This window comes from Variovorax sp. V35, assembly GCF_041154465.1.
In the GTDB taxonomy this organism is placed as follows: domain Bacteria; phylum Pseudomonadota; class Gammaproteobacteria; order Burkholderiales; family Burkholderiaceae_C; genus Variovorax; species Variovorax boronicumulans.
In genome coordinates, this window is the sequence record NZ_AP028666.1 from 2,415,418 (window position 1) to 2,430,285 (window position 14,868).

Annotated in this window: 14 protein-coding genes; 6 read left to right on the forward strand and 8 right to left on the reverse strand. The window is 68.3% G+C overall.

Annotation, left to right across the window (positions count from 1 at the left end; all coding sequences use genetic code 11):
• Positions 1-162: 162 nt before the first annotated feature.
• The 5 genes from ACAM42_RS11110 to ACAM42_RS11130 all read right to left on the reverse strand — a co-directional run bounded on the left by ACAM42_RS11110 (position 163) and on the right by ACAM42_RS11130 (position 5,970).
• A complete protein-coding gene (locus tag ACAM42_RS11110) occupies positions 163-849 on the reverse strand; it encodes a response regulator (protein ID WP_369632035.1) in 687 nt (228 codons plus the stop codon).
• Positions 850-886: 37 nt separating this feature from the next.
• Positions 887-2,569, reverse strand: coding sequence for a sensor histidine kinase (locus ACAM42_RS11115; RefSeq protein ID WP_369632036.1), 1,683 nt, complete (start codon positions 2,567-2,569; stop codon positions 887-889).
• Positions 2,570-2,943: 374 nt separating this feature from the next.
• On the reverse strand, positions 2,944-3,414 hold the full coding sequence (locus ACAM42_RS11120) for a hypothetical protein (RefSeq protein ID WP_369632037.1): 471 nt from the start codon (positions 3,412-3,414) through the stop codon (positions 2,944-2,946).
• 379 nt (positions 3,415-3,793) lie between these two features.
• Positions 3,794-5,140, reverse strand: a complete 1,347-nt coding sequence (locus tag ACAM42_RS11125) for a DUF5666 domain-containing protein (RefSeq protein WP_369632038.1) — start codon at positions 5,138-5,140, stop codon at positions 3,794-3,796.
• Positions 5,137-5,970, reverse strand: a complete 834-nt coding sequence (locus ACAM42_RS11130; RefSeq protein ID WP_095950009.1) for a DUF6502 family protein — start codon at positions 5,968-5,970, stop codon at positions 5,137-5,139. The genes ACAM42_RS11125 and ACAM42_RS11130 overlap by 4 nt, the downstream gene beginning before the upstream one ends.
• 355 nt (positions 5,971-6,325) lie before the next feature.
• Between ACAM42_RS11130 and ACAM42_RS11135 the strand changes: the two genes are divergently transcribed.
• Together ACAM42_RS11135 and ACAM42_RS11140 are read left to right on the forward strand one after the other, a co-directional pair.
• A complete protein-coding gene (locus ACAM42_RS11135; RefSeq protein WP_369632039.1) occupies positions 6,326-7,279 on the forward strand; it encodes an alpha/beta fold hydrolase in 954 nt (317 codons plus the stop codon).
• On the forward strand, positions 7,276-7,593 hold the full coding sequence (locus ACAM42_RS11140) for an antibiotic biosynthesis monooxygenase (protein ID WP_095744461.1): 318 nt from the start codon (positions 7,276-7,278) through the stop codon (positions 7,591-7,593). Before ACAM42_RS11135 ends, ACAM42_RS11140 begins: the two co-directional genes overlap by 4 nt.
• A 4-nt stretch (positions 7,594-7,597) precedes the next feature.
• On the opposite strand, the gene ACAM42_RS11145 is transcribed toward ACAM42_RS11140, so the two are convergent.
• Positions 7,598-8,314, reverse strand: a complete 717-nt coding sequence (locus ACAM42_RS11145) for a FadR/GntR family transcriptional regulator (protein ID WP_369632040.1) — start codon at positions 8,312-8,314, stop codon at positions 7,598-7,600.
• A 74-nt stretch (positions 8,315-8,388) separates the two neighbouring features.
• A complete protein-coding gene (locus ACAM42_RS11150) occupies positions 8,389-9,714 on the reverse strand; it encodes an MFS transporter (RefSeq protein ID WP_095744463.1) in 1,326 nt (441 codons plus the stop codon).
• A gap of 188 nt (positions 9,715-9,902) precedes the next feature.
• Between ACAM42_RS11150 and ACAM42_RS11155 the strand changes: the two genes are divergently transcribed.
• On the forward strand, positions 9,903-10,457 hold the full coding sequence (locus ACAM42_RS11155) for an ureidoglycolate lyase (RefSeq protein ID WP_223301274.1): 555 nt from the start codon (positions 9,903-9,905) through the stop codon (positions 10,455-10,457).
• Between the two features lie 138 nt (positions 10,458-10,595).
• Complete coding sequence (locus ACAM42_RS11160) at positions 10,596-10,958, forward strand: hypothetical protein (protein WP_369632041.1); 363 nt, start codon at positions 10,596-10,598, stop codon at positions 10,956-10,958.
• A gap of 150 nt (positions 10,959-11,108) precedes the next feature.
• Here ACAM42_RS11160 and ACAM42_RS11165 read toward each other — a convergent pair whose 3' ends face one another.
• On the reverse strand, positions 11,109-11,315 hold the full coding sequence (locus tag ACAM42_RS11165; RefSeq protein ID WP_062470893.1) for a hypothetical protein: 207 nt from the start codon (positions 11,313-11,315) through the stop codon (positions 11,109-11,111).
• Between the two features lie 145 nt (positions 11,316-11,460).
• On the opposite strand from ACAM42_RS11165, the gene ACAM42_RS11170 reads away from it, so the two are divergent.
• Both ACAM42_RS11170 and ggt read left to right on the forward strand, forming a co-directional pair.
• Positions 11,461-13,056 (forward strand): methyltransferase regulatory domain-containing protein, encoded by a 1,596-nt coding sequence (locus ACAM42_RS11170; RefSeq protein ID WP_369632042.1) that lies wholly within the window; start codon positions 11,461-11,463, stop codon positions 13,054-13,056.
• Between the two features lie 59 nt (positions 13,057-13,115).
• Entirely contained in the window at positions 13,116-14,852 is a 1,737-nt protein-coding gene (ggt, locus tag ACAM42_RS11175) for a gamma-glutamyltransferase (protein ID WP_070059809.1), read from the forward strand.
• The last annotated feature ends 16 nt before the right edge of the window (positions 14,853-14,868 follow it).

The window sequence follows — 14,868 nt, forward strand, 5'->3', positions numbered from 1 at the left end:
CAGGATCTTTTTTCTCCTCTGCCAGTGCGGTGCGCTCCCGCACGTCAGCTGATCGCAGCAGGCGGTGATCGGAAAAGCGGGGAAATGGCGGGTCCCGGAGGGGCAGCCGACGCTGAGCGGCCCGCAGCGGGCGCCCCGAAGGACGGGGCGGGCAGGGCGCTGTCAGTGCGCCATGGCGTCGAGGTGGTGCTTGACGGCGTAGATATACAGCTCGAGCCGGTTCGTCACGCCGAGCTTCTGGTAGATCGACGTGAGGTGGTTGCGCAGCGTGTGCTCGGTGACGAAGGCCTGCCCGGCCAGGGTCTTGTTGGAGGCGCCGCTGCCGTGCACCACGGTGCGGACGATGTCGCGCTCCTTCTGGGTCAGGCTGGCCTGCCTGACGGACTCGGGGTCGGCTTTCGGCGGCTTCTTCACCGAGGTGAGTTCCGAGAGCACGCGGCCCATGGTCGGGGCGTCGAGGCAGAGCTCGCCGTGGTGCACGCGTTCGATGGCATCGAGCACCTGCTCGGCCGAGGCGTCCTTGCGCATCACGCCGCGCGCGCCGCGCAGCACCGCCAGGTCCAGCGTGCGCTGCTCGCGTTCGCCGGTCAGCACGACCACGCGCGAGACCTCGTTCGACAGCAGCTGCGGCAGGATGTCCAAGGCGCAATGGCCGTCCAGGTCGAGGTCGAGCACGATGACGTCGGGGGCCAGGCTCTGCGTGCGCGCCACGGCTTCTTCGCAGCAGCTGGCGGTGGCGACGACCTTCATGCGCGGCTGTTCGCCGTCGATCAGCCGGGACAGGCCCCACAGCATGGTCTGGTGATCGTCCACCAGCAGGACGCCGATGGGATGGGCTTCGGTTTGCATGAGGAGACTCCTCGGACTGTTGTCGTGCTTTGGGGGCTCAGATGGGGATTTCGATCAGCACCTCGGTGCCGCCGCCGCGGCACCGGCTGACCTGCGCGCGGCCTCCGAGCGCCGCTGCGCGGTCGCTGAGGGAGCGTGGCCGGAAGGGCGCGAAGTTCTCTTCGCCGCTTTCGTTCTCGATGCGCAGGTGCAGGCAGCCATTGCGGCAGCCGATGCGCACGCTGCCGCGGCGGGCCTGCGTGTGCTTGCAGATGTTGTTCAGGCCTTCGCCCACCATCTGCAGGACCTCCGCGGTCATCCGGTCGTCCAGGCGCACGTGGCCTTCGACGTTCACCGAAATCTCGATGCCGTAGAGCCCCTGGATGCGGGCGGCCTGGCTGTACAGCTGGTGCAGCACGAGGCCGCACGAACTTTCCGGGCCGGCCTTGACCGCGCCCGCGAAGCGCCGCAGGTCGGCGATCACGCCGCTCGCCACCTCGGCGAGCTTGTCCAGGTCCTCGAGCAGCGGGTTGTCCGCGGCGGCCTTCTTGCGCAGGGCGCACAGGCCCATGCGCAGCCCGATGTAGGGCTGCACGGCGGTGTCGTGCAGGTCCAGCGAGATCTTCAGGCGCTCGGTCGCGGCCGCTTCGGAGGCCATGCGGTCGAGCACTTCGATGGTCTCGATGACCGGGAAGATCTGTTCCATGAGGTGCGCGAGGAACAGCGCATCGGACTTGCTGAAGTGGCCGTTGCGCGAGGAGATGAACACGCGCCCCTCGCCCAGGCGCAGCGGCAGCGCGGCGCTGATAAACGCGCGGGCCTCGAGCATGGCAGCCACCGCGGCACTGCGCTTGGCGCCGTCGCGGCCCTCGGGGCGCCAGCCGATCGCACCGGGGCCGTGCATGTGGCTGCGCGCGAAGAAGTGGTTCAGGGGCCAGGGCAGGCGGTTGCTCAGCACAGTGTGCGGATGCTCCAGCGCCATCAGCGGCGACTCGGCGATGCCGCCGAGCGTCTCGACGCCGACGTGCTCGCAGGTGTCGTCCTTGCGCAGCGTGCGCAGGGTCCAGTTGCCGGTGGCGGTGTCCCGCGTCATGAGGATGCAATGGCTGGCCTTGAAGAAGGCCAGCGTCTTTTCCATCGTGCGGGCGATGGTGCGGCCCGCGCCGAAGCGCGGGTTCGACAGCTGGCTGATGTCACCCAGCAGGGCCAGGCGCCGCTGCAGGATGAGCTTGGAGCCGCCCCAGTGCACGATCATGTGCCCCAACGCCAGCAGGAAGGTCGTGCGCATCAGCAGCTGCGGCGCGTCGTCGCCCGTGCTCGTGCCGAGCCCGCAGGCGGCGAACGACGCAACCGAGACGATCGTCACGCGGGCGCCTTCCTCGAAGCCCCAGCGGAACGAGGAGGTCAGGATGGCGAAGAAATAGAACAGGAAGAACAGGCTGTGCACGCCGCCCGTCACGAAGACGATCAGCGTGAACCACATCACGTCGGACCAGTGGACCGCCTTGCCCTGGACATGGCGCCAGCCCCCCTGCGTGCAGGCGTGCACCAGCACGCTGTGCAGGAGGTATCCGCAAAAGGCCAGCCACACCGCGCTGGCCACCGGTTGCCGGGCGGGCCCTGCATCGACCGCCATGGCCAGCACCGCCGAGATCGACAGCACCAGCCGCATGCGGGCGGCCATGAGCGCATCCGTCGACAGGCTGCTGTCGAGGCTCGGGGCGGAGACGGGGGCGCGCATGGCAAGACATCCTTCGCATGAACTGTTTCATGCACGGCAGGGGCCGACGTTCGGTGGTAACAGCCTGGCGTTCATTTCTTCGTGCCAATAACGCGGTGTATGTGAAGGTTTCACATTACTTCTTTGGTACTCGAAAGGAACCTTGTGGGCGATCTGTGACGTCTGTTGCGCTTGGTTTCAATTGTGTCGTGGGCAGGCTTTTTTCATCGCCGTACGAGGCGCTTCCCCTCGGCCGGGGGCAGCCGCAGGGCAAACGGGTACCCGATTCATGGAGGTGTGGGGCAAGGGGGACGCGAGGGGCGGTGTTCGTGCGCGCCGGACGCACCGATCCCCGGCGCGCCAGGGCGGGCGCGCCGTGCGACCCGAACCCGGATTCAGCCCCGCCGTGGCACCAGCGCCGTCCGTCCCAGGGGCGTGACCCGCAGGACGGTGGCCTGGCGCAGCTTCTGCCGGGCGCGGCAGATCGGGGGGAGGGTGGCCTCCACCATGCCGGCGGCTTCCAGGACCGCCACGGAGTTGATCTCCGACGGGTCCTCGGTGTGCAGGGGAAAGGTCGAGTTGCCGATCCTGCGCAGGTAATCGAGCGGCATGACGCTCCATTCGGGGCGTTCTTCATGCACCGAAGCGCCGTTGCCGCAGAGCGTGGCGATCTCCGCGTGCCCCTCGTCCGTGATGGCAAAGACCTGGGCGCTTTCGTACCGCTGGTAGCCGAAGTTGTCGACATGGAACTCGGCTTCGATGAGTCCGGTGGCGACCAGCACCGATGCATGCCGGATGTCCGCGTCCGCCGTGAGCATGACCGGAAAACGCTTGTTCATGAGCCGAAGAAGAAGGACGAGCGGCATGCGGTACTCCTCGCAATGTCAGCGGTGCCGGCTGGACCGGCGACGAACAGGCACCCGATGCGCAGCCCCGCACAGGGAGGCATCCGTCAGGCGTGGGCCTGCGATGCCAACGGGGAGCAACGGTCGCACTGAACTCGCGGGAACAGACACGGAAGCCACCAATGTAAGAAATGTGATTTTTTCACTTTAGTCCCTTTTTCGTACTTTCGCCACGGGTTTGGAGATAGATGGCCGAAGGTGCTATCCGGCCCGCGTGCGCGCAGGCCCCGCCGCGATGCGGCGATATCGAGCTGGATGCGTGAGAAAGCCCGGCGTCGCCTGCCGCCGGAAGGGGCGGGCGATGCGACCGGGCGGCGGGGCGCTGCGCCGCCGCTTCAGGTCAGGGGTTGAATGTCACCCGCTGCGCGATGAGAACGCCGTCGACCACCCGGTCTCCCACGACGGTCACGCGCTGGCCGTTGGCCAGGTTCGCGGCGGTACCGTTCTCGAAGGTGGTACCCGGTCCGCTGGCGTCCACCGGCTGGCCCTGGACCCTGAAACTGGCAGGGGACACGTAGCCGCCGATGGCGCCGATGAGCGTGAACGAGGCCGGCCCGCCCGTGCCCGGCACATGGCGGATGCGCAGCTTCTTGACGACCAGCACCCCGCCGGACATGAAGCCGTCGACCTCGACCTTCACGCCGTTGCCGAGCGAACCGACGGGGCCGCCCGTGATCTGCGCGTTGGTGGCGTCCACCGGCGTGCCCAGCACCTTGAAGGCGCCGCGCGAGACGAAGTCGGTGATGTCCCCCGCCAGTTGCAGTGCGATGCCGTTGCTCGTCGGTATCGCGTACCAGCCCTGCACCTGGGTCGCCGTGAACGCGTTGCCGGTCGGCGCGACCGTGCCACGGGCGCGCACGATGACACCGTTGGCCAGCGACGAGGCGTCGATGCCCGCGAAGCTGGCGCCGCCATAGCTGACCGTCAGCTGGCCGAGCATGAAGGTCTGGTTCGTCGTGTTGAGGTTCTGGATGGCGCCCGTGACCAGCGGGGCGGTCAGCGTGGGTGCGGTCTGCACGCGGGTGGCGCGCAGCGTTCCCGGCGCACCGGGCAGGCCCCACACCTGGACGAGGCTGCCATCGGCCACGTCGGCAAGCCCGTTCGCGTCGGCCCAGACCGTGGCCGCATCGATGGTCACGTTGATGCCCATGACGACGAAGCTGCCGGCACCCACGTCGATGCGTGAGACGGCGCCGCGCAGTTCGGCCCCCGACACGACCTGCGTCGCGATGCCGCGGGTGAAGTCGGGGTCGACCTTGCCGGCGACCCGCGCGCTCATGCCGATCTGGAGTTCGGTGGCGTCCTCGACGGTGATGGTGGCCGTGTCCGTGGTGTAGCGCAGGCCGTTCAGGATGATGCTGCCCAGGCCGTCCGCTGCGCCGATGCCGGCGGCGTCCGCGGTCACGCCGGTGCCGCCCGAGCCGACACCGGAGCCGTCGGTGTTGCCGTTGTTGGCGGTGTCGCCGGAGCCGCCCGTGCCGGCGTTGCCCGAGCCGGACCCGGTCCCATCCCCGCCTGTGCCCGTGCCCGCGCCGCCGGGGCTGTCACCGCCGATCGCAGTGCCGGTGCCCAGGCCCAGGTTCCCGGTCGAGGCACCACCGCCGCCTCCGCAGGACATCAACAGGGCCATGAGGCCGGCGCAGAACAGGCCCAGCAGGAGGCGGCGGGGTGTTTGGATCGTGCTCATGAGGGGCGCTCGCTTTCAGAGGACGCGGGCGGGGGCGGCGTGCCCTCGTCCTCGTAGTACGTGTAGATGCCGACACGGATTCGTCCTTCGGCGCGGGCCGGCGCGCGGCTGACCGCCTGTGCCATTTCCTGCGCGAGCTCGTGGTGCAGGGCGGACCAGCGGTCGCGCACCAGGCGGTGGATCTGTTCGCAATCGTTGAGCGACAGCCCGCGCGCGTACACCGCGCGCTCGAGCATGCGGGGCTGCTCGCCCAGCGTGTTGGCGACGGCCGCCAGCAGGTGGTCCCGGCCGTTGTCGCCCAGGAAGGCCAGCATCGATTGCAGGTCCTGCACGGGCACGAAACCGTCGGCGGTGAGTTCGGCCATGCCCTCGTTTTCAGTCACCATGTTCAACCGGATCAGCTCGTCGAGGATGGTGCGGTGGTGCACGTTGCCGCGGCTGCTCAGGCGGGCGACCGCCTCGAACGAGGGCGCCGTGTGGCCCGAGGTGACGGGCAGGCGCCGGAACGAAGCGTCTTCGGTCAGCATCTGCAGCCACAGCGTGAAGGTCTTGGCTGCGGCCGAGAGTTCGGTGTGGGGCAGGGGGTCGACGGTGGAGCGGACCTTGGCGGTCACGGCCTTGCGGTTCAGGCCGGTGGTGACCGACAACTGGCTCAGGTTGGGCTTGGGAACGCCCTGGCTGCGCCAGGAGTGCTGCGCCTCCTCGATCAGCAGGTCACGCAGCAACTCCTCCAGGTGGGGGTGCTTGACCCCCATCGCGAGGGCGAGCTTCACCACGGGTCGAAGGATGCGTGAGCAGGCCGCGAGGGCCCATTCCAGCCGTTGTTCCATGACGCGACGTGTGTTGTCCTGAAAGTGCGATGCCGACAGGATCGGAGGCGGCGCCTCCGACCACCATCAACGCCCCATTGTCCTGCGCACCGCGCTGCAGTGAAAGCTTTGGACTGCGGTTTGACGGCCAGTGAGCCAAAGTTTCATGTTCAGCCGCGGGGCGACCGTCCGGCCGGTGCTGCCAAGGCCGATCGGCCGACGGGATGGCCAGGTTGCCTATGTCGCCCTGCAGCGTGCCCGCCGCAGGGCGCGCGCGGCCTGGACGACACCCAGGGTCGGTCCTTTCCCACATGCGGGCCCCGCGCCGGGGGCGACAAAGACACCTCTGTTTCTTTGCATGTCTCAAGGAGCCGAGATGGCCAATGCGAACCCCCGAAAGAACGACGCGGCCGGCACGACCGCCGTCACGCACCGCACGGTGCAGATCGATGGCGTCGAGGTCTTCTATCGCGCGGCCGGTCCGGTGGGTGCCCCGGTGCTGTTGTTGCTGCACGGCTATCCGTGTTCTTCGTTCCAGTACCGCGCGCTGATGCCGGCGCTGGCGGACCGCTGGCGCGTGGTGGCGCCCGATTTTCCGGGCTTCGGCTACAGCGGCACGCCCGAGGAGAACTTTGTGTTCGATTTCGATGGCTACGCGCATTTCCTCGACCGCTTCACCGCCGCGCTCGCGCTGCGCCGTTACGCGCTGTACCTGCACGACTACGGTTCGCAGATCGGCCTGCGCCATGCGATGCGGCGGGCCGGGCGGGTGACGGCGCTGATCGTCCAGAACGGCGACATCTACGAAGACACGCTGGGGCCGAAGTACGCGGCGATCCGGGCGTACTGGAACGACCCGAGCGAGGCCCATCTCGCGGTGCTGGAGCGCGCCGTGAGCGAAGAAGGCTTTCGCGACGAGTTCATCGGCGAGGTGTCGTCGCGCGTGGCCCCGCGGCTCGCACCCGATCTCTGGCGCCTTCACTGGCCGTTGATGGACACGCCCGCGCGGCGCGGCATTGCGCTCGGTCTCATGAAGGGCCTGAAGGAGAACCTGCGGTGGTTCCCGCGCTACCAGGACTACCTGCGCACGTACCGCCCGCCCACGCTGATCCTGTGGGGTCCGCAGGACGGCTACATGCCGATCGAGGCCGGCCGCGCCTACCTGCGGGACCTGCCCGACGCCCAGTTCCACGCGTTCGACGACGGGGGCCACTGGCTGCTCGAGACGCACCTGGCCGAGGTGCTGCCGCCGCTGCGCGATTTCCTGGGGCGGCACCTGCCGGTGCCGGCGTCTGCATCCACCCGGACGATCGAAGGCGTGCCGGTATGAGCGTCGCCACCATCGCGCGCATCTGGCGCGGCCGCGTCACGCCCGATCGCGCGGAGGCCTACGAACGCTACCTGCTGGCTGAAGGCATTCCGCCGTTGCGCAAGACGGCGCTCGCGGTGCAGCTGTTCCGGGAAGACCGCGCCACCGAGACCGAGTTCGTCACGACCTCCTACTGGCCCGACGTGGCCGCGATGAGCGCGTTCACCGGCGGCGACCCGAATGGGGTGCATCACCTGCCGCGCGATGCGGAGTTCCTGATCGAGCTGCCCGAGCGCGTCGAGGTGCTGCGCATCGTCGTCGACACGTGGACCTGAAGGTTCAGGTCGCTGCCGAAGCCGCCTCGAGCCCCGTCGGAAAGTGCACGCCCGCGCGCTGCGCGGCCTGCACGATGTGCTGCGTCATCGCCTGCTGCGCCAGCGCCGGGTTGCCTTGCGCCAGCGCCTCGATGATCGCCATGTGCTCGTCGTAGGTGGCATGGCGCGCGCCGCGCTTGTAGAAGGGCAGGCGCTGGCTCTCCTGCATCACCTCGGCGCTGTTGCGCAGGATCTCGGCGATGGCCTGGTTGCCCGCGATGCCGATGATCTGCATGTGGAAGTCGAAGTCGAGCTGCGTGGCCTGCGTGAAGTCGCTGGCGTCGATGCATGCGCGCATCGCCTGTGCATTGGCGCGCAGCGCCGCCAGGTCGTCCGCCTCGATGACCAGGCAGGCCAGCCGCGCGGTGAAGTTCTCGACCGCGAAGCGCAGTTGATAAACGTCCTGCAGCGAATGCGAGGTGGCGAACTTCCAGGCCGGGGAGGCGGCCGGCGTTTGTGCGCCGTCCTCGGCCACGTACATGCCCTTGCCGGGACGCGGAATGACCAGGCCCGTGCCCTGCAGCGTCGACAGCGCCTCGCGCAGCGAGGTGCGGCTGATGCCGAGCTGCTCGGCCAGGTCGCGCTGCGAAGGCAGCAGCCCGCCGGCCGCGTAGGTGCCGTCCGCGATCCGCTGCTGGATCAGGCGGGCGGCGGTGGCGGCGACGGCAGGGGAGGCGAGCATGGGTGGTTTTCGGTGCGAAGTGCGGCAGTGGCGGGAGCTGGAAATCTTACTGTGGCCGCATCCCGGGGCCTTCCCTACTTGTTGACCAGCTTGGCCGGCACCGTCCAGGTGAGGAAGGCGCCGAACAGAAGCACGCCGGCCAGCACGAACAACGCGATGTCGGTGCTCTTCGTGGCGTCCTTGATCAGGCCGATCATGTAGGGGCTCACGAAGCCCGCCAGGTTGGCGAAGGAGTTGATGAGCGCAATGCCCGCCGCCGCGCCCGCGCTCGACAAAATGGCCGTCGGCAGGCTCCAGAACAGCGGCGAGGTCGCCAGGCTGCCGCCCGCGGCCAGGGCCAATGCGGCCAGCGAGAGGTACACGTTGTTGCTGAAGATAGCGCTCAGCGTCAAGCCCAGCGCGCCGCAGCAGAAGGGCACGATCAGGTGCCAGCGGCGTTCGCGCATGCGGTCGGAGCTGCGGCTCACCAGCAGCATCGAGACGATCGCCACGGCGAAGGGAATGGCGGTGAGCAGCCCGATGTTGAACGCGCCCGACACGCCCGACTGGCGCACCAGCGTGGGCAGCCAGAAGGTCAGGCCGTACTGGCCCATCACCGTGCAAAAGCAGATCAGCGCCATCTTCACGATGCGGCGGTCGGCAAACAGCGCGCGCAGCGTCATGTGGCTGGTGCCGCCCTTGGTGGCGTTCTCGGCGGCGATGTTGCGTGCGAGCACGGCCTTTTCTTCGGCCGTGAGCCAGCGTGCGCCCTGGATGCTGTTGTCGAGGTACACGATGACCAGCAGGCCGATCACCAGCGAAGGCAGCGCCTCGATGAGGAACAGCCACTGCCAGCCGCGCAGCCCGCCCATGCCGTGCATGGCGTCCATGATCAGGCCCGACAGCGGTCCGCCCAGCACGCCCGACACCGGAATCGCGCACATGAACACCGCCACCATCTTGGCGCGGCGGTGCGAGGGAAACCAGTAGGTGAGGTACAGGATCATTCCCGGGTAGAAGCCGGCCTCGGCCGCCCCGAGCAGGAAGCGCAGCACGTAGAACTGCGTGGGCGTGGTCACGAACATCATCGCGGCCGAGATCAGGCTCCACGTGATCATGATGCGCGAGATGGTGGCCTTGGCGCCGATGCGGTGCATCAGCAAGTTGCTCGGCACCTCGAAGAAGAAGTAGCCGATGAAGAACAGCCCCGCGCCCAGCCCGTACATGGCTTCGCTGAACTGCAGGTCGCTGAGCATGTTCAGCTTGGCGAAGCCGACGTTCACGCGGTCCAGGTAGGCGGCCACGTAGCAGAGCATCAGGAAGGGCATGAGTCGCCATGCCACTTTCTTGTAGAGCGCGTTCTCCGCTGCAGCAGAGGTGGTGGCCGGCTGCAGCGGCGCATGAAGGGTGGTGGTTGACATGGCGGTCCTCGAAGGCGTCGATGGGGTGGATTAACTGGTATTACCGGTATGATTTAACGCGACCGAGACCTTAAGGCCTCATGCGCCATTGGACACTAGCGATTTCCCTGACGCCGGGAGATTGACTGAGTGGATGCATCGCAAGGATACTGGTAATACCAGTTGGACCAAAAGCCGAGGAGTTTCTGTTGACGATTGCCAGCCCCACCTTCCTGCCCCCGGCGCCGGGCACGCCCGCAGCGCTCGCGCTCGTTGCGCAGCCGCTGACACGCGAGGCATTCGCCGCGTTCGGCGACGTCATCGAGAGCGCGCACGCACGGTCGATGCCGATCAACGCGGGCATGACCACGCGCTTTCACGACCTGGCGCGCGTGGACCCGGGCCCCGGCGACAGCCGCGTGCTGGTGAACATCTTCGAGACGCAGCCCTACGCGATGCCGCTGCAGGTGGGCATGCTGGAGCGCCACCCGCTGGGCAGCCAGGCCTTCGTGCCGATGGACGGCAGCCGCTTTCTCGTGGTGGTGGCACCGGCGGGCGACACGGTGCGCGTGGAAGACATCCGCGCCTTCGTCACCGACGGGCGGCAGGGCGTGAACTATGCGCGCGGGGTCTGGCACCACCCGCTGGTGGTCACGCAGCAGCCGGCCAGCTTCGTGGTGATCGACCGCGGCGGGGCCGGGCCGAACTGCGACGAAATTCTGGTGCCGCCGGCGTGCGTGGTGCGCGTCAGCCTGGCGGGCTGAGCGCGCCATCCCTACTGCCATCGCCCGGCGGCTGCGCCAGCGTCGCAGGCACCGCGACGCCGACTTGCGGTCATTGGCGAAAGAGGCCTACACCGCCGGGAGCGCCCCGGTGAAACCTTCGGGCAATGGGTGAACGCCATGCGCAATCCAACGAAATCGATGTTTGCCGGAAGCCTCGTCATCGGGGTCTTGGGCGTCGCGGCGCTCGTCGCCGGGCCGGCTGCCGCGCAGTCGGCCGACAAGCCGCCGCCACCGCCGGTCAAGCCGCAAGCGCAACCTGGCCCCGACCCCGAGCTCCTCGTGAAGCCGCCGCCCCATGGCCATCCGCGGCTGGTGAAGCCCGCGCCGCCCGACCGCGACCCCGGCATGGTGAAAAAGCCACCGGCGGACGCGAAGCGGGCCAGCGAAGACAAGCCCCGCGTGGACGACCCCGGAGCGCCCTCGCGCCAGGACGACTGCCGGGGCACCGCCGAGGACTGCAGGCAGAACTCCCCACGATGATGCCTTGAACGGAAGAACACGCCTCGCCATGAAATGGTCGAGTCGCCGGGCTACCTGCGCAAGACCTGCGACCGCGAGAGCGGGTCGGCGCTCATCGACATCGACGCCTGAGCGGTGCGGCCGGGCGTCAGCCCTGCGTGATGAGGTGGCTTACTGGCACTGGAACAGCACGCCGGATTCGGCCGGTGCCTTGCCGAGCCACTTCGGCTCCTGGCTCTTGGCGCTGCAGTAGTCCGAGGCCTGGGTGTAGGTCATGGCACGCAGCACACCGTCGCGGAAGGGAACGATCTGGTTGGGCGGCGTCGAGCAGCCGGCAATGACCAAAGCCAGGGGAAACAGTGTGATGCGCCAGTTCATCGGGCCATTCTAAAGAGGTCGTGCAAGCGCATGAGCCTACGGCCAGGGCAGGGCGGGTCGGCCCGCGCCGGCTTCTTTTTGCGAGGGCACGGGGCTATAGTCTGCGAGCACTGCTGCAGCCCCTTCCGATCCCCAAAGGACGTTCGTGCCGGACTCTCTGACTTCCACGCTCACCAGTTACTACGATGCGGTGCCCTACGACTCGCACCCGTTTCCCCAGTCCGCCGTGGAGCACCTGGAAGCCCTGGCCTTCCTGTTCGGGCTCGAGGCGCCGCCGCCGCACAAGGCGCGCGTGCTCGAGCTGGGCTGCGCCGCCGGCGGCAACCTGATTCCGTTCGCGGCGCGTCACCCGCAAGCCCAAGCGGTAGGGGTCGACCTGTCGCGCGTGCAGGTGGCGCAGGGCGCCGCGGCGCTCGATCAGGCGGGGCTGTCGAACATCGAGCTCAAGGCCTTCAACATCGCCGACATCGACGCCTCGTTTGGCCTGTTCGACTACATCGTCTGCCACGGCGTCTACAGCTGGGTGCCGGGGCCGGTGCAGGACGCGATCCTGCGCGTGTGCGCCGAGAACCTGGCGCCGGGCGGTGTGGTGTACGTGAGCTACAACGTGTACCCGGGCTGGAAGGCGCGCGAGATCGTGCGCGACGCGATGATTTTGCGCGGCGGCCCGCGCGACACGCCCGAAGAAAAACTGTCGTACGCGCGCGGCATGCTCGAGTTCCTCGAGCAGTCGGCCCGGCCCGACAGCGTGCTGCGCAAGACGCTCGAAGAGACGATGCCGATCGTGCGCAACTCCGGCAACTACTACCTGCTGCACGAGTTCCTCGAGCCCTGCAACGAGCCCTGCTACTTCAAGGAGTTCGTCGCGCGCGCCGAGGCACGCGGGCTGGCCTACCTGTGCGACGCCGAGCCCTCGACCATGTTCGTGCAGAACTACGGCGAGAAGGTGCGCGACCCGCTGCTGCGCGAGTGCGGCGGCAGCCAGGTGATGATGGAGCAGTACCTCGACTTCCTCGTCAACCGCACCTTCCGCCAGACGCTGCTGGTGAAGCAGGGCAATGCCGCGAACATCCGCTACCGGCTCGAGGTTCCCCGCCTGCGCGCGCTGGAATTCGCCGGCATCTTCCGCGTCGATCGCGGAGATGCGCTCACCATCGACACCCGCGAGCAGCCCTGCACCGCGCTGCGCGACCTGAAGGTCACGTTGCGGCTGCCGGCGCACAAGGCGGTGGCGCAGGCGCTTGACGCGAGCTATCCGTGTTCGATGTCGACCGAGGCCCTGCTGGCCGCGGTGGTGACGCTCACTGGCGAGCCGCGCGCGGCCGTCGAGCCCATCGTGCTCGCCATGCTCGAGGAGCTGCTGATCCTCGGCGCGCTGCGCATCCGCCGCACGCCGGTGCCGGCGGCTTCTGCCGTGTCCGCGCTGCCGCTGGTGCTGGCGCCGGTGCGCCGTGCGCTGGCCGGCATGCCCGCGTCGCAGGCGACGGCCGTGCTCTGCAACCAGTGGCACGAGCCGGTGTCGCTCACGGTGCTCGAACGCAGCCTGCTGCCGCTGCTCGACGGGGCGCACACGCACGAGGCGCTGGCCGCCTTCCTGCTCGACGAGGTGCGCGCCGAACGCCTGCGCTTCCTCAAGGACGACCAGCCGCTCACCGACCCGTCGGCGCTGCACGCGTTCGCGCAGGAGCAGGTCGCGCAGGCGCTGCAAAGCCTGCGGCGCAAGGCGCTGCTTACGGCCTGAAGGCCCACACCATTCACCCCTCCCTCATTCTTCATCCAACGCACAGAGGAGACTTTTCCATGCAGCACTTCAAGTGGACCCCCACCCTGCGCGCCGCCGTCGCGGCCGCGCTCACCCTGGCGGCGGCCGGCGGCGCGCAGGCCGCGTCGCAGGCGCCGGTGGCGGCCGAACACGGCATGGTCGTGAGCGCGCAGCACCTGGCCAGCAAGGTCGGCGTCGATGTGCTCAAGCGCGGCGGCAACGCGGTCGATGCGGCCGTGGCCGTCGGCTATGCGCTGGCGGTGGTGTACCCGGCCGCCGGCAACCTGGGCGGCGGCGGCTTCATGACCGTGCAGCTGGCCGACGGCCGCAAGACCTTCCTCGACTTCCGCGAGAAGGCCCCGCTGGCCGCCACGGCCAACATGTACCTCGACAAAGATGGCAACGTCGTCAAGGGTCTGAGCACCCACGGCCACCTCGCCGTCGGCGTGCCGGGCTCGGTGTCGGGCATGGAATACGCGCGCGAAAAGTACGGCACGATGAAGCGCGCCGACCTCATCGCCCCCTCGGTCCAGCTGGCCGACAAGGGCTTCGCGCTGGAGCAGGGCGACATCGACATGCTGCTCACCGCCACCAACGACTTCAAGAAAGACCCGGTCTCCGGCGCCATCTTCCTGAACAAGGGCGAGCCCTTCGCGGTCGGCCAGAAGCTGGTGCAGAAAGACCTGGCCAAGACGCTGAAGGAAATCAGCGCCAAGGGCACCGACGGCTTCTACAAGGGCTGGGTCGGCAAAGCCATCGTGGCATCGAGCCAGGCCGGCAAGGGCATCATCACGCAGGCCGACCTCGACCAGTACAAGACGCGCGAACTCGCGCCGGTCGAGTGCGACTACCGTGGCTACCGCGTGGTGTCGGCGCCCCCGCCGAGTTCGGGCGGCGTGATCATCTGCGAGATGCTCAACATCCTGGAGGGCTATCCGCTCAAGGACCTGGGCTTCCGTTCGGCGGAGTCTGTGCACTACCAGATCGAAGCCATGCGCCACGCCTACGTGGACCGCAACAGCTACCTGGGCGACCCCGACTTCGTGAAGAACCCGCTCGACCGCCTGCTCGACAAGGGCTATGCCGCCAAGATCCGCGCCGCCATCGACCCCAAGAAGGCCGGCGTCTCCAAGGATATCAAGCCCGGCGTGGCGCCGCATGAAGGCAGCAACACCACCCACTACTCGATCACCGACAAGTGGGGCAACGCGGTCTCGGTCACCTACACGCTGAACGACTGGTTCGGCGCCAAGGTCACGGCCGACAAGACCGGCGTGCTGCTGAACAACGAGATGGACGACTTCACCTCCAAGATCGGCGTGCCCAACATGTACGGCCTGGTGCAGGGTGAGGCCAACGCCATCGCCCCGGGCAAGCGCCCGCTGAGCTCGATGAGCCCGACCATCGTGTCGAAAGACGGCAAGCCCGTGTTCGTGGTCGGCACGCCCGGCGGCAGCCGCATCATCACGGCCGTGCTGCACACCATCCTGAACGTGGTCGACTACGGCATGAACGTGCAGGAAGCCGTCGATGCGCCGCGCTTCCACCAGCAATGGCTGCCCGACGTGACCAACGTCGAGACCTTCGCGATCAGCCCCGACACCCGCAAGATCCTGACCGACATGGGCCACAACCTGGGCGTGCCGCAGCCGGCCAACCACCTGGCGGCGATCATCGTCGGCGCGCCCTCGCTGGGCGGCAAGCCGGTGGGCGCGAACCGCTTCTACGGCGCCAACGATCCGCGCCGCAACACGGGCCTGGCAGCGGGCTACTGAACCTGCGGCACACTTG